At 44.5% G+C, this 13884-nt stretch carries 15 protein-coding genes and 1 other annotated feature; of the genes, 12 read left to right on the top strand and 3 right to left on the bottom strand.

Going from position 1 to position 13884, the window contains the following annotated elements; all coding sequences use genetic code 11:
• Positions 1-78: 78 nt before the first annotated feature.
• On the top strand, positions 79-2010 hold the full coding sequence (gene thrS / locus NSU05_RS14455) for a threonine--tRNA ligase (protein ID WP_014480529.1): 1932 nt from the start codon (positions 79-81) through the stop codon (positions 2008-2010).
• 38 nt (positions 2011-2048) lie between these two features.
• Here the strand turns inward: thrS and NSU05_RS14450 are convergent, their stop codons facing one another.
• Entirely contained in the window at positions 2049-2831 is a 783-nt protein-coding gene (locus tag NSU05_RS14450; protein ID WP_015251491.1) for an HAD family hydrolase, read from the bottom strand.
• A gap of 166 nt (positions 2832-2997) precedes the next feature.
• On the opposite strand from NSU05_RS14450, the gene lytS reads away from it, so the two are divergent.
• From lytS to lrgB, 4 genes are all read left to right on the top strand, one after another.
• The gene (gene lytS, locus NSU05_RS14445) at positions 2998-4779 is read left to right on the top strand and encodes a two-component system sensor histidine kinase LytS (RefSeq protein ID WP_015251492.1); all 1782 of its coding nucleotides are present in this window, start codon (positions 2998-3000) and stop codon (positions 4777-4779) included.
• Positions 4757-5482 carry a two-component system response regulator LytT gene (gene lytT, locus NSU05_RS14440; RefSeq protein ID WP_015251493.1) on the top strand — a complete coding sequence of 242 codons (726 nt, stop codon included), beginning with the start codon at positions 4757-4759 and terminating at the stop codon, positions 5480-5482. Before lytS ends, lytT begins: the two co-directional genes overlap by 23 nt.
• A gap of 133 nt (positions 5483-5615) precedes the next feature.
• On the top strand, positions 5616-6056 hold the full coding sequence (lrgA, locus tag NSU05_RS14435; RefSeq protein ID WP_004399155.1) for an antiholin-like murein hydrolase modulator LrgA: 441 nt from the start codon (positions 5616-5618) through the stop codon (positions 6054-6056).
• 21 nt (positions 6057-6077) lie between these two features.
• Positions 6078-6773 (top strand): antiholin-like protein LrgB, encoded by a 696-nt coding sequence (lrgB, locus tag NSU05_RS14430; protein WP_003229482.1) that lies wholly within the window; start codon positions 6078-6080, stop codon positions 6771-6773.
• 31 nt (positions 6774-6804) lie between these two features.
• Here the strand turns inward: lrgB and NSU05_RS14425 are convergent, their stop codons facing one another.
• Positions 6805-7467: a hypothetical protein gene (locus tag NSU05_RS14425; protein WP_015714496.1), complete on the bottom strand. Its 663-nt coding sequence runs from the start codon at positions 7465-7467 to the stop codon at positions 6805-6807.
• A gap of 256 nt (positions 7468-7723) precedes the next feature.
• Positions 7724-7854 (top strand) — a sequence feature (ribosomal protein L20 leader region).
• 58 nt (positions 7855-7912) lie between these two features.
• Between NSU05_RS14425 and infC the strand changes: the two genes are divergently transcribed.
• Genes infC through NSU05_RS14405 form a run of 4 tightly spaced genes read left to right on the top strand, consistent with a single transcriptional unit; the run spans position 7913 to position 9364 of the window.
• The gene (gene infC, locus NSU05_RS14420; RefSeq protein ID WP_010886591.1) at positions 7913-8434 is read left to right on the top strand and encodes a translation initiation factor IF-3; all 522 of its coding nucleotides are present in this window, start codon (positions 7913-7915) and stop codon (positions 8432-8434) included.
• A 12-nt stretch (positions 8435-8446) separates the two neighbouring features.
• A complete protein-coding gene (gene rpmI, locus NSU05_RS14415) occupies positions 8447-8647 on the top strand; it encodes a 50S ribosomal protein L35 (protein ID WP_003222418.1) in 201 nt (66 codons plus the stop codon).
• A gap of 31 nt (positions 8648-8678) precedes the next feature.
• On the top strand, positions 8679-9038 hold the full coding sequence (gene rplT, locus NSU05_RS14410) for a 50S ribosomal protein L20 (RefSeq protein ID WP_003222420.1): 360 nt from the start codon (positions 8679-8681) through the stop codon (positions 9036-9038).
• Positions 9039-9094: 56 nt separating this feature from the next.
• Positions 9095-9364 carry a DUF1294 domain-containing protein gene (locus tag NSU05_RS14405; protein ID WP_003229490.1) on the top strand — a complete coding sequence of 90 codons (270 nt, stop codon included), beginning with the start codon at positions 9095-9097 and terminating at the stop codon, positions 9362-9364.
• Positions 9365-9379: 15 nt separating this feature from the next.
• Here the strand turns inward: NSU05_RS14405 and ysdB are convergent, their stop codons facing one another.
• On the bottom strand, positions 9380-9772 hold the full coding sequence (gene ysdB, locus NSU05_RS14400; RefSeq protein WP_003229493.1) for a sigma W pathway protein YsdB: 393 nt from the start codon (positions 9770-9772) through the stop codon (positions 9380-9382).
• Positions 9773-9955: 183 nt separating this feature from the next.
• On the opposite strand from ysdB, the gene NSU05_RS14395 reads away from it, so the two are divergent.
• The 3 genes from NSU05_RS14395 to araA all read left to right on the top strand — a co-directional run bounded on the left by NSU05_RS14395 (position 9956) and on the right by araA (position 13878).
• Positions 9956-11041: a M42 family metallopeptidase gene (locus NSU05_RS14395; RefSeq protein ID WP_024573509.1), complete on the top strand. Its 1086-nt coding sequence runs from the start codon at positions 9956-9958 to the stop codon at positions 11039-11041.
• Positions 11042-11238: 197 nt separating this feature from the next.
• Entirely contained in the window at positions 11239-12210 is a 972-nt protein-coding gene (abnA, locus tag NSU05_RS14390) for an arabinan endo-1,5-alpha-L-arabinosidase AbnA (RefSeq protein WP_015251497.1), read from the top strand.
• Between the two features lie 177 nt (positions 12211-12387).
• The gene (gene araA, locus NSU05_RS14385; RefSeq protein WP_038429440.1) at positions 12388-13878 is read left to right on the top strand and encodes an L-arabinose isomerase; all 1491 of its coding nucleotides are present in this window, start codon (positions 12388-12390) and stop codon (positions 13876-13878) included.
• The last annotated feature ends 6 nt before the right edge of the window (positions 13879-13884 follow it).

Below are 13884 nucleotides of genomic sequence, written 5' to 3'. Positions count from 1 at the left end.
AACCACGATTCCGTTTATTCAACCTCGTCCCTTTCATAGGGGGCGGGGTTTTTATATGCAAAAAAAGGAGTGACAAAGATGTCAGATATGGTAAAAATCACATTTCCTGATGGAGCAGTCAAGGAGTTTGCGAAAGGAACAACAACAGAAGATATCGCGGCATCCATCAGTCCGGGATTAAAGAAAAAATCATTAGCCGGAAAACTGAACGGAAAAGAAATCGATTTGAGAACGCCGATCAATGAAGACGGTACAGTGGAAATCATTACAGAAGGCTCAGAAGAAGGTCTTCAAATTATGCGCCACAGTACGGCTCACTTGCTGGCTCAAGCGATTAAACGCATCTACAAGGATGTTAAATTCGGCGTCGGTCCGGTTATCGAAAACGGGTTTTACTACGATGTAGAAATGGACGAAGCGATTACACCGGAGGATCTGCCGAAAATCGAGAAAGAAATGAAAAAAATCGTTAATGCGAACCTTCCGATCGTTCGAAAAGAAGTCAGCCGTGAAGAAGCGAAAGCCCGTTTTGCGGAAATCGGCGACGACCTGAAGCTTGAACTATTGGATGCGATTCCTGAAGGAGAAACCGTTTCGATCTATGAGCAAGGCGAATTCTTTGACCTGTGCCGCGGCGTCCACGTTCCTTCAACCGGAAAAATCAAAGAATTTAAGCTGTTAAGCCTTGCAGGCGCATACTGGCGCGGCGACAGCAAAAACCAAATGCTTCAGCGCGTATATGGTACAGCTTTCTTCAAAAAAGCTGATCTTGAAGAGCATCTTCGTATGCTAGAAGAAGCGAAAGAACGCGACCACAGAAAGCTCGGCAAAGAATTAAAGCTGTTCGCGAACTCTCAAAAAGTCGGACAAGGCCTGCCGCTTTGGCTGCCAAAAGGCGCGACAATCCGCCGCGTCATCGAGCGTTACATTGTCGATAAAGAAATCAGCCTCGGCTATGAGCACGTATACACACCTGTGCTTGGCAGCAAAGAGCTGTATGAAACATCAGGGCATTGGGACCATTATCAGGAAGGCATGTTCCCTCCGATGGAAATGGACAATGAAACACTTGTATTGCGTCCGATGAACTGTCCACACCATATGATGATTTACAAACAAGACATTCACAGTTACCGCGAGCTTCCGATTCGTATTGCGGAGCTTGGAACGATGCATCGCTATGAAATGTCAGGTGCGCTGTCAGGGCTTCAACGCGTACGCGGGATGACGTTAAATGATGCACACATCTTTGTGCGCCCGGATCAAATTAAGGATGAGTTTATCCGTACAGTCCGTTTAATCCAGGATGTATATGAAGACTTCGGTTTAAGTGATTACACATTCCGTCTGTCTTACCGCGATCCGGAAGATACAGAGAAATATTTTGATGACGATGAAATGTGGAACAAAGCGCAATCCATGCTGAAAGAGGCAATGGACGAAATCGGCCACGACTATTACGAAGCAGAAGGTGAAGCGGCATTCTACGGCCCTAAACTTGATGTTCAGGTGAAAACTGCGATCGGAAAAGAAGAAACACTGTCTACGGTACAGCTTGATTTCTTATTGCCGGAACGTTTCGACCTGACATACATCGGTGAGGACGGCAAGCAGCACCGTCCGGTTGTCATTCACAGAGGTGTCGTTTCAACAATGGAACGCTTTGTTGCCTTCTTAATCGAAGAACACAAAGGCGCGCTGCCGACATGGCTTGCACCGGTTCAGTTCCAAGTCATCCCGGTTTCTCCGGCTGTGCATTTAGACTACGCGAAAAAAGTGCAGGAACGCCTGCAGCGTGAAGGCCTGCGTGTTGAAGTCGACAGCCGCGATGAAAAAATCGGCTACAAAATCCGTGAAGCGCAAATGCAAAAAATCCCGTACATGCTGGTGGTCGGTGACCAAGAAGCAGAAAACGGAGCGGTAAACGTCCGTAAGTATGGAGAGCAGAACTCTGAAACCATTTCACTTGATGAGTTTGTGAAAAAGGCAGTAGCTGAAGCGAAAAAATAAAATAAAAAGCATGATCTCGTTGAAGAGATCATGCTTTTTTATTTCTCTAATATAGGAAACAAATCATGAAGGCTGCTGATGATGTAATCAGGCGTTACGTCAGTTTCGTTTTTCTTATCCGTCCGGTTGATCCAAACGGTTTTGATTCCGGCTCTTGAAGCGCCTAAAATATCAGTATTCAAATTATCGCCGACCATGATGGCATCGTCTTTTTCAATATTCATCAGCTTAAGGCAGTGTTCAAAAATTGAAACATCCGGCTTGCCCTTGCCGAATGCGCCCGAGATGACGATTTCATTGAAGTAAGGAGCGAGCTCAGGTACGCCGGCAAGCTTCTCCTTTTGCAGACTCGGATCGCCATTTGTCAAAAGCAATAATTCATACTTGCCTTTTAATTGATCGAGTACAGCAAAAGTTTCATCATATACAAACGGGCGCTTTCTGCGCTCTGCCGCAAAAAACTCTCCCAAGTATTCGCCATATGCAGGATCATCGATCCCAAGCGCTTTCAGTCCGTTTGTCCATGCATTTCTTCTGTACTCCGGCACAATCTTGTTCAGCTTTTGAAAGCCTTCACTGATTGGCTCTGAGAAATTGGACCACAGTCCTTCAAACGGGTTAATGCCGATCATCACTGTATATGGATACGTCTCATATGACATGTACAATTCTCTCGCCGCTTCGCGAACAGCTGCTTCGAATTCCTCAGGGGCAAGGCCATATTTTTTCTCCGCCTGTAAGCAAGTTTCTGCAAATGTTGTTCTGACGCTTTTTTCGTCCCAAAGTAGTGTATCATCTAAATCAAAAAATACGGCTTTCATGATCTTCTCCTCTGCTTCAGATTCAAATCTTTCTGCCAAAAGGCTCATGTTTTATTTTACAATAGATAAAAGCCTTGTGAAATATGTTTTCAGACGATTTTAAAAAAACAGTCAGCCGTAAAACGAAAACATGCTAGAATGAAAACGGAAAGAACAGGTGACATGAATGATTCATTTAATGATTATGATGCTGGAGAGAGTGGGGATTATTGTTATATTAGGGTTCATTCTCGCCCATACGAAACTTTTCAGACAAGCTCTTCAGAATCAGGACGGCTATAAAGGAAAAGCGATTTTAATTTCTATTTTTTCTCTTTTCAGCATCATCAGCAATTATACAGGCATCGAAATTCAAAGAAATATGATTGTAAACAATGACTGGGTGTTTACGATAGATCCATCGGGCTCTATCGCGAATACCCGTATTTTGGGCGTGGAAATCGGGGGCCTTCTCGGAGGTCCTTTTGTAGGGGCTGGGATCGGCATACTTGCGGGCCTGCATCGTTTTTCACTCGGTGGCAGCACGGCCTTAAGCTGTGCCGTCTCATCTATTTTAGCGGGTGTTCTTGCAGGCTTGATCGGCAGGTATTTTACGAAGCGATATCGAATGCCGACACCGCGCATCGCCGCTCTTGTGGGAATCGGCATGGAGTCACTGCAAATGATCATTATTTTGCTGATGGCAAAGCCGTTCAGTGACGCTTGGGAGCTTGTCAGCATGATCGGAATTCCGATGATACTCATCAATGGAACAGGCAGTTTTATTTTTCTGTCTATTATTCAAGCGATCATTCGCAAGGAAGAACAGGCAAGGGCTCTCGAAACGCATCGAGTGCTGACGATTGCTGATCAGACACTTCCATTTTTTCGCCAAGGATTAAATGAGAACTCCTGTAAAAGTGTAGCGGCTATTATCCATAAGCTGACAGGAACAGATGCGGTGTCTCTCACTGACAAAGAAAAGATCCTTGCGCATGTCGGTGCGGGAATGGATCACCACATCCCATCGAAAAGCTTGATCACCGGCCTGTCCAAAAAGGTGATTAAAACAGGGCATATTATGAAGGCGATTTCGCAGGAAGAGATTGAATGCACGCATGCTGAATGCCCTTTGCACGCTGCAATTGTCCTGCCGCTGACATCGAACGGCAATACAATCGGCACCTTAAAAATGTACTTTAAAAGCCCGGCAGGCCTGAGTCAGGTAGAGGAGGAACTTGCCGAGGGGCTGGCCATGCTGTTTTCGACACAGCTTGAGCTTGGGGAAGCAGAGCTGCAAAGCAAACTTCTCAAGGATGCTGAAATTAAAGCGCTTCAAGCACAGGTGAATCCGCATTTTTTATTTAATGCGATCAACACGATTTCTGCGCTATGCCGTACAGATGTTGAAAAAACCCGTAAGCTCCTATTGCAGCTCAGTGTTTATTTTCGTTCAAACCTTCAAGGAGCGAGACAGCTGCTGATTCCGCTCTCAAAGGAGCTGAACCATCTTAACGCCTATTTGTCATTAGAACAGGCGCGTTTTCCCGGGAAATATAAAATTGAGCTTAATATCGACAGCAGACTGGAGCAGATTGAAATCCCTCCGTTTGTTTTGCAGGTGCTTGTCGAGAACGCGCTTCGGCACGCGTTTCCGAAAAAACAAGACATATGCAAGGTTACAGTCTGTGTCTTATCTGATAACGCATCCGTCTATATGAAGGTGGCGGATAACGGACGCGGAATTCCGCCGGACGTCTTGCCGGAACTGGGAAAGAAACCGTTTCCGTCTAAGGAGGGAACCGGTACAGCGCTTTATAACCTAAATCAGCGGCTGATCGGTTTATTCGGACAGCAGGCTGCACTGCATATCAGCAGTGAGGTTCATAAAGGGACAGAGGTTTCCTTTCAAGTGCCAATGCAACAGATGAAAGAGGGAGAAGAACATGCTCAGGGTGTTAATAGTTGATGATGAGATGCTGGCAAGGGATGAACTGGCTTACTTGCTTAAGCGGACCAATGAGGAAATGGAAATCAATGAAGCGGAAAATATCGAATCCGCTTTTGACCAAATGATGGATCAAAAACCTGATTTGCTGTTTTTAGACGTTGATTTATCCGGAGAAAACGGTTTTGATATCGCAAAGCGATTGAAGAAAATGAAGCATCCTCCTGCTGTTGTGTTTGCGACAGCGTATGACCAGTATGCGCTCAAAGCGTTTGAGGTGGACGCTCTTGATTATTTAACCAAGCCTTTCGATGAAGAAAGAATTCAGCAAACGCTGAAAAAATATAAAAAAGTCAATCGGGATATTGTAGAAACAGAGCAAAACAGCCATGCCGGCCAGCACAAGCTCGCGCTATCTGTGGGGGAATCGATTGTGATTGTGGATACGAAGGACATTATCTATGCCGGAACAGAAGATGGTCATGTCAATGTAAAAACCTTCGATCATTCTTATACGGTCAGCGATACACTCGTTGTGATTGAGAAAAAGCTGCCGGATTCTGATTTTATCCGCGTCCATCGGAGCTTTGTCGTGAATACTGAATATATTAAAGAAATTCAGCCATGGTTTAATTCAACGTATAATCTGATCATGAAAGACGGATCGAAAATACCGGTCAGCCGGACATATGCGAAGGAATTGAAAAAGCTGCTCCATATTTGATGGGCGGCTTTTTGCATTTCAGCCATTTGATTCTGCAACTCAGACCCGCTATACGGCATGTTATCTTGTAAGCGCTTTATAACAGGGAATTCTTATTTATAATGAGGGTACCAAAGAGAAAGAGGTGAAGAAAATGAGTGCTAAAAAAGTGTACGGGTTTTTAACACAAGCATTTATTTTTGCCGTCATTATGCTGGTTTCAAATATGATTGCCGCTATTGTCCCAATACCTATCCCGGCATCGGTTGTAGGGTTGGTCTTATTATTTCTCCTATTATGTTTGAAAGTCATTAAACTGGAACAAGTGGAGACGCTCGGAACGTCTTTAACCTCTCTGATCGGATTTTTATTTGTTCCGTCAGGTATATCTGTTATGAATTCGCTTGGTGTGATGCAGCAATACGGCCTGCAAATTGTTCTTGTCATTCTGCTCGCAACGATTATTTTGCTGGGGGCTACGGGATTGTTTTCTCAGCTGATTCTGTCGCTGAGCGGAAAACGCAAAACCGAAGCGGACATGAAAACAAAAACAGTGCAAAGCCCGCAGAACAATAACGAACTCGTTCACCATTAAGGGAAACAGGAGGTTCTTCACATGGAAAGCACAATGAGTCCTTATTTTGGGATTGTCGTATCACTTGCTGCATTCGGCATCGGCACCTTTTTATTTAAGAAAACGAAAGGCTTCTTCCTTTTCACTCCTTTGTTTGTTGCCATGGTGCTGGGGATCGCATTTTTAAAAATCGGCGGTTTTTCCTACGCGGATTATAATAACGGGGGAGAGATCATTAAGTTTTTCCTTGAACCGGCAACGATCGCATTTGCAATTCCTTTGTACAAACAAAGAGATAAGCTTAAAAAGTACTGGTGGCAAATCATGGCCTCCATTATTGCCGGCTCTATCTGCTCTGTCACGATTGTTTATCTGCTCGCTAAAGGCATTCATCTCGATTCGGCCGTAATGAAAAGCATGCTTCCGCAGGCGGCTACAACGGCAATTGCGCTTCCTTTATCAAAAGGCATCGGGGGCATCAGCGACATCACAGCCTTTGCGGTCATCTTTAACGCTGTCATCGTATATGCGCTCGGAGCATTGTTCTTGAAGGTGTTTAAAGTGAAAAATCCGATTTCTAAAGGATTGGCTCTTGGAACATCCGGACATGCACTTGGTGTAGCAGTCGGGATTGAGATGGGAGAAGTTGAAGCTGCGATGGCAAGTATTGCTGTTGTCGTAGTAGGAGTGGTAACGGTTCTGGTCATCCCTGTGTTCGTGCAGCTGATCGGAGGATAAGCCAAGGCTGAATGCCTTGGCTTTTTTTATTTTATGGTGCGTCTTCGGGATCGATATACCCTTGTTTAATGCCCCATTCTACTTGATCGTCATGCCACTTTTTTCGTTCTTCATAACCATAACCATCGTCATCAGGAAGCTCTGAAGCTGGCTGTTGAATGGTTTTATCTGTCTGACTCGAGGAAGATGGTGGATCTTGACTATTAGATGAGGGTGCCTCAGTCTGCTGCCGTTGTGCCTGCGATTGCCGCTTTTTCTCAGCGTTCGCTTTCTGCTCTTTTTGGATTGCTGCCTGCCGCTGTCTTTCAAGTTCAGCTTGTCTTTCCGCTTCGGCTAATCGCTGTCTCTCTGCAGCCTGCTGCTCTGCTAATCGCTGTCTCTCCGCTTTTTCCTCCTGCTGTTTCTTTCGTTTCGCCTCCCGCTCTTTTTCAAGCTTTTTCTCAGCGGCGATTTGTCTTTGCTTTTCAGCTTCCTCTTTTGCCTTCCGCTTTCCTAACTCAGTAGCAAGTGGACTCTCGAACTTCATGTCCAATGAAACGGGTTTTAGTTTTTTTAGCTCTTTCTCCAGCCCCTTTTGAGGAAATGCTGCCGTTGTCTTAACAGTTTCGACTTTTGATTCGGAAGATATGCTGCTATTCGAGCAACCGGTTAATATCAATGTGAAAAATAAAGCAAGCTGTATCAGTTTGTTCATGTGTCAGGCTCCCTTCTGCTTCTTATATCGGTCAGATATTAACTTTGTTTTACATTTCTTCCTGTCGGTGGCTTTGTTGTAAATTGCGAAATAAGGGGGGAATTGTTGGTTCTTTGCATCTTGGTGGGGCTGAAAGATTTTCTTTTTCTCTCTTGCGCTCATAGAAAACCCATGTTACAATGTAAAAGTTGTTCCGGATAAGTCGTCCTTGACTAAAGATCCGGTATTGTGTAGAATAGTTATTGAATTGAATATAAATCACAAGCAGAAGCACCCGCTTCTCACCTGATTGACACATGCATGTAGTTGGCAGGTTGACCGTACATTTTTATTGATACAGATGTTCGTAGTGTGGGTGTTTTATAATGCCCACACTTTTTGTTTGCCTGCAAAATGCATTCAAAATGAGTTGTGAATCAATTCGAAGAAACTATGGAGGTGGCTCATTATTAGCAAAGATCAATTGGTTAATGAGGGTATCCGTGCACGTGAGGTCCGTTTAATCGGACAAAATGGCGACCAGCTTGGAATCAAGTCCCGTCAGGAAGCACTTGAAATCGCCGGCCGCGCAAATCTTGACCTTGTGTTAGTTGCAGCGAATGCAAAACCGCCTGTCTGCCGAATCATGGACTACGGTAAGTTCCGATTTGAGCAGCAGAAAAAGGAAAAAGAAGCACGCAAGAATCAAAAAATCATTAACTTAAAAGAAGTTCGGTTAAGTCCGACAATCGATGAGCATGACTTTAACACGAAATTGCGCAATGCGATTAAATTCCTTGAAAAAGGCGATAAAGTGAAAGCTTCTATCCGCTTTAAAGGACGCGCAATCACTCATAAAGAAATCGGTCAGCGTGTATTAGACCGTTTCTCCGAAGCATGTGCTGAGGTTGCGACAGTCGAAACAAAACCAAAAATGGACGGCCGCAGCATGTTCTTAATGCTCGCACCGAAAAACGAAAAGCAATAAGGAGGAAATCCCATGCCAAAAATGAAAACTCACCGCGGATCTGCTAAACGTTTTAAAAAGACAGGTTCTGGGAAGTTAAAACGTTCTCACGCGTACACAAGTCACTTATTCGCCAACAAATCTCAAAAGCAAAAGCGTAAGCTTCGCAAGAGTGCTGTTGTAAGCGCAGGAGACTTCAAACGTATCAAACAAATGCTTGCTAACATCAAGTAATCGGATAAGGAACAATTAGGAGGGAAATTCAATGCCAAGAGTAAAAGGCGGAACTGTTACACGTAAGCGTCGTAAAAAGGTTCTTAAATTAGCAAAAGGTTATTTCGGTTCAAAACATACATTATACAAAGTAGCTAACCAGCAGGTCATGAAATCTGGAAACTATGCTTTCCGTGACCGTCGTCAGAAAAAACGTGATTTCCGTAAACTTTGGATCACTCGTATCAACGCAGCTGCTCGCATGAACGGCCTTTCTTACAGCCGTTTAATGCACGGTCTTAAGCTTTCTGGTATCGAAGTAAACCGTAAAATGCTTGCTGATCTTGCTGTAAACGATCTTACTGCATTCAATCAGCTTGCTGATGCTGCTAAAGCTCAATTAAACAAGTAATCATATAGAGCCGCTCTCCAGCAGAGCGGCTTTTTCTATATAAAGGATGAGGCAACATGATTATTGCTGCTTATTTGGTGTTGATTAATCTGTGCGGTTTTTGGGTGATGGGCATTGACAAACGCAAAGCGCAGCAGCACAAGTGGAGAATTTCTGAAGACCGGCTGTGGCTGATAGCCATCGTGTTTGGAGCGCTCGGTGTCTGGCTTGGCATGCAAACCTTCAGACATAAAACGAAACACGCTTCTTTTAAGTATGGAGTACCGCTTCTTCTGGTAATTGAAGCGATTCTCATCGCTATTTACTACAGCCCGTTTGATTTATAAAAAGCAGAAAAGCGTTTAACGCTCTTCTGCTTTTTTTGCGAGTTTAATGGGCTGGTCCCAGTCAATCTTACAATTTGGATATCGTTCCAGCACTTTTTCTTCAATGTTCTCAAAATCTTTTGCAGAGAAATGTTTCAGCTTCTCAGGAGATTCTGTCCAGACAAAGATCGTGTGAATAAACAGCGGATGATCCTTGGAAGGAATATGCTTTTCTCCCTCAAAAAGCACGCCTTTATACGTCAGCTGAAAATTCTTCCGGGTATTGTTTTGTTCATCAATAATATAAAAATGTTCTTTTGATTGGGCCAGCTTAAGCCTTCTCTTAGGATTCGCGACATATTTGACCACGGCATAAATACAATAAGCAAAAAGTGCAAGCAAAATAATCCTTAGAACCATGACAAACATTGTGTGAAGGCACCTCCCTTATGGTGATGATCTGATGTAATACGAAAAGCATAGAAAAAGGTTTCACTTTTTCTAAAAGAAAGCTGTAAAAACATATACCCGATTTTCAAGTGAAATAGTCGTATGGTTCGCGCCATGTTTTGTATAATAAGAATGCAGGACTGATGAAGGAGGGTTTGGAACATGGCAAAATTAGATGAAACATTGACCATGCTGAAAGATTTAACAGATGCAAAAGGCATACCGGGCAATGAAAGAGAAGTAAGGCAAGTGATGAAATCATACATAGAACCATTTGCTGATGAGGTGACAACAGATCGCCTGGGCAGTTTAATTGCCAAAAAAACTGGTGCAGAAAACGGTCCGAAAATTATGATCGCCGGACATTTGGATGAAGTCGGCTTTATGGTGACACAAATCACAGATAAAGGCTTTATCCGTTTTCAAACCGTTGGCGGATGGTGGGCTCAGGTTATGCTTGCCCAGCGCGTCACCATTGTCACAAAAAAAGGAGAAATCACAGGGGTTATCGGATCTAAGCCGCCTCATATTTTGTCTCCTGAAGCAAGAAAAAAATCAGTGGAAATAAAAGACATGTTTATTGATATTGGAGCTTCAAGCCGGGAAGAAGCCTTGGAGTGGGGTGTACTCCCGGGAGATATGGTCGTTCCGCATTTTGAGTTTACGGTCATGAACAATGAAAAATTCCTACTCGCAAAGGCCTGGGACAACCGCATCGGCTGTGCGATTGCAATTGATGTGTTAAGAAACTTACAAAACACAGACCATCCAAATATAGTGTATGGCGTCGGAACCGTGCAGGAGGAAGTCGGCCTGAGGGGAGCGAAAACGGCTGCGCACACCATTCAGCCTGATATTGCGTTTGGTGTTGATGTAGGAATAGCAGGAGACACGCCTGGCATTTCCGAGAAAGAAGCGCAGAGCAAAATGGGCAAAGGCCCGCAGATTATCGTTTACGATGCATCCATGGTCTCTCACAAAGGTTTGCGCGATGCAGTTGTAGCCACTGCGGAGGAAGCCGGCATTCCGTACCAATTTGATGCCATTGCCGGCGGCGGAACTGATTCTGGTGCCATCCATTTGACGGCGAATGGCGTTCCTGCGCTGTCCATTACCATTGCAACCCGCTACATTCATACGCACGCGGCCATGCTGCATCGTGATGATTATGAAAACGCGGTAAAGTTAATTACGGAAGTCATTAAGAAGTTAGACCGAAAAACGGTTGACGAAATTACGTACCAATAAAGATACGGAAGAATCCGCCTATTTAGGCGGATTCTATTTTTTTGTCTGTACAAATTACAGCATAGTGACTACAATAAAGGGGATACCGAAAATTTCCTGAACATGACGATATACGATACGCAGCTCGATTTGACAGGAAGGGAGGATAAACAATCTAATTTGTAAGCGCTTTCTAATATAAAGGAGGTTAAACAAAATTGAAAAAGAAAAAAACATGGAAACGCTTCTTACACTTTTCGAGTGCAGCTCTGGCTGCAGGTTTGATATTCACTTCTGCTGCTCCCGCAGAGGCAGCGTTTTGGGGTGCATCCAATGAGCTGCTTCATGACCCGACTATGATTAAAGAGGGGAGCTCATGGTATGCGCTTGGAACAGGGCTTACTGAAGAACGGGGACTGCGGGTTTTGAAGTCTTCAGACGCTAAAAATTGGACCGTACAAAAATCCATTTTCACTACACCGCTATCGTGGTGGTCCAATTATGTGCCGAATTATGGTCAAAACCAGTGGGCGCCGGACATCCAATACTATAACGGCAAGTACTGGCTATATTATTCCGTTTCTTCTTTTGGAAGCAATACATCTGCCATTGGCCTGGCATCTTCAACAAGCATCAGTTCGGGGAGCTGGAAGGACGAGGGCTTGGTGATTCGTTCGACAAGCTCAAATAATTATAACGCCATTGACCCGGAGCTGACATTCGACAAGGATGGCAACCCGTGGCTTGCATTCGGCTCGTTTTGGAGCGGCATTAAGCTGACTAAGCTCGATAAGAGTACGATGAAGCCTACAGGCTCGCTCTATTCGATTGCAGCTAGACCGAATAATGGAGGTGCCTTAGAAGCTCCTACTCTTACGTATCAAAATGGATATTACTATTTAATGGTTTCATTTGATAAATGCTGTGACGGGGTAAACAGTACGTACAAAATTGCTTACGGAAGATCCAAAAACATTACAGGCCCTTATCTTGATAAAAGCGGAAAAAGCATGCTTGAAGGCGGAGGCACTATTTTGGATTCGGGCAATGACCAATGGAAAGGACCTGGAGGCCAGGATATTGTGAACGGAAACATTCTTGTTCGCCATGCCTATGATGCCAATGACAATGGCATTCCAAAGCTTCTCATCAATGATTTGAATTGGAGCTCGGGCTGGCCGTCCTATTGAATTAAAAAGCCGGGCTCTGCCCCCGGCTTTTTTTAAAAGAAAAGATTGACAGTATAATAGTCAATTACTATAATAAAATTGTTCGTACAAATATTTATTTATAGGTTTATTTTCTAACATTAGTACGTATCTTTTGTATTTGAAAGCGTTTTATTTTATGAGAAAGGGGCAGTTTACATGCTTCAGACAAAGGATTATGAATTCTGGTTTGTGACAGGAAGCCAGCACCTATACGGGGAAGAGACGCTGGAACTCGTAGATCAGCATGCTAAAAGCATTTGTGAGGGGCTCAGCGGGATTTCTTCCAGATATAAAATCACTCATAAGCCCGTCGTCACTTCACCGGAAACCATTAGAGAGCTGTTAAGAGAAGCGGAGTACAGTGAGACATGTGCTGGCATCATTACATGGATGCACACATTTTCCCCTGCAAAAATGTGGATAGAAGGCCTTTCCTCTTATCAAAAACCGCTTATGCATTTGCATACCCAATATAATCGCGATATCCCGTGGGGTACGATTGACATGGATTTTATGAACAGCAACCAATCCGCGCATGGCGATCGAGAGTACGGTTACATCAACTCGAGAATGGGGCTTAGCCGAAAAGTCATTGCCGGCTATTGGGATGATGAAGAAGTGAAAAAAGAAATGTCCCAGTGGATGGATACGGCGGCTGCATTAAATGAAAGCAGACATATTAAGGTTGCCAGATTTGGAGATAACATGCGTCATGTCGCGGTAACGGACGGAGACAAGGTGGGAGCGCATATTCAATTTGGCTGGCAGGTTGACGGATATGGCATCGGGGAACTCGTTGAAGTGATGGATCGCATTACGGACGACGAGGTTGACACGCTTTATGCCGAGTATGACAGACTATATGTGATCAGTGAGGAAACAAAACGTGACGAAGCAAAGGTAGCGTCCATTAAAGAACAGGCGAAAATTGAACTTGGCTTAACCGCTTTCCTTGAGCAAGGCGGATACACAGCGTTTACGACATCGTTTGAAGTGCTGCACGGAATGAAACAGCTGCCGGGACTTGCCGTTCAGCGCCTGATGGAGAAAGGCTATGGGTTTGCCGGTGAAGGAGATTGGAAGACAGCGGCCCTTGTACGGATGATGAAAATCATGGCTAAAGGAAAAAGAACTTCCTTCATGGAAGATTACACGTACCATTTTGAACCGGGAAATGAAATGATTCTGGGCTCTCACATGCTTGAAGTGTGTCCGACTGTCGCTTTGGATCAGCCGAAAATCGAGGTTCATCCGCTTTCGATTGGCGGCAAAGAGGACCCTGCGCGTTTTGTATTTAACGGCATCAGCGGTTCTGCCATTCAAGCTAGCATTGTTGATATTGGCGGGCGTTTCCGCCTTGTGCTGAATGAAGTCAACGGCCAGGAAATTGAAAAAGACATGCCGAATTTACCGGTTGCCCGTGTTCTCTGGAAGCCGGAGCCGTCATTGAAAACAGCAGCGGAGGCATGGATTTTAGCCGGCGGTGCACACCATACCTGCCTGTCTTATGAACTGACAGCGGAGCAAATGCTTGATTGGGCGGAAATGGCGGGAATCGAAAGTGTTCTCATTTCCCGTGATACGACAATTCATAAACTGAAACACGAGTTAAAATGGAACGAGGCGCTTTACCGGCTTCAAAAGTAGAGGGGG

Source organism: Bacillus sp. EU52, assembly GCF_037964975.1.
In the GTDB taxonomy this organism is placed as follows: Bacteria; Bacillota; Bacilli; order Bacillales; family Bacillaceae; genus Bacillus; species Bacillus subtilis.
Note: the sequence above shows the minus strand (reverse complement) of the source record. Positions and strands in the feature narration are given on the sequence as shown.

Bases quoted from the DNA above. Each gene is read 5' to 3' on its own strand.
- thrS (WP_014480529.1), top strand. From the start codon at position 79: ATGTCAGATATGGTAAAAATCACATTTCCTGATGGAGCAGTCAAGGAG.
- NSU05_RS14450 (WP_015251491.1), bottom strand. From the start codon at position 2,831: ATGAAAGCCGTATTTTTTGATTTAGATGATACACTACTTTGGGACGAA.
- lytS (WP_015251492.1), top strand. From the start codon at position 2,998: ATGATTCATTTAATGATTATGATGCTGGAGAGAGTGGGGATTATTGTT.
- lytT (WP_015251493.1), top strand. From the start codon at position 4,757: ATGCTCAGGGTGTTAATAGTTGATGATGAGATGCTGGCAAGGGATGAA.
- lrgA (WP_004399155.1), top strand. From the start codon at position 5,616: ATGAGTGCTAAAAAAGTGTACGGGTTTTTAACACAAGCATTTATTTTT.
- lrgB (WP_003229482.1), top strand. From the start codon at position 6,078: ATGGAAAGCACAATGAGTCCTTATTTTGGGATTGTCGTATCACTTGCT.
- NSU05_RS14425 (WP_015714496.1), bottom strand. From the start codon at position 7,467: ATGAACAAACTGATACAGCTTGCTTTATTTTTCACATTGATATTAACC.
- rpmI (WP_003222418.1), top strand. From the start codon at position 8,447: ATGCCAAAAATGAAAACTCACCGCGGATCTGCTAAACGTTTTAAAAAG.
- rplT (WP_003222420.1), top strand. From the start codon at position 8,679: ATGCCAAGAGTAAAAGGCGGAACTGTTACACGTAAGCGTCGTAAAAAG.
- NSU05_RS14405 (WP_003229490.1), top strand. From the start codon at position 9,095: ATGATTATTGCTGCTTATTTGGTGTTGATTAATCTGTGCGGTTTTTGG.
- ysdB (WP_003229493.1), bottom strand. From the start codon at position 9,772: ATGTTTGTCATGGTTCTAAGGATTATTTTGCTTGCACTTTTTGCTTAT.
- NSU05_RS14395 (WP_024573509.1), top strand. From the start codon at position 9,956: ATGGCAAAATTAGATGAAACATTGACCATGCTGAAAGATTTAACAGAT.
- araA (WP_038429440.1), top strand. From the start codon at position 12,388: ATGCTTCAGACAAAGGATTATGAATTCTGGTTTGTGACAGGAAGCCAG.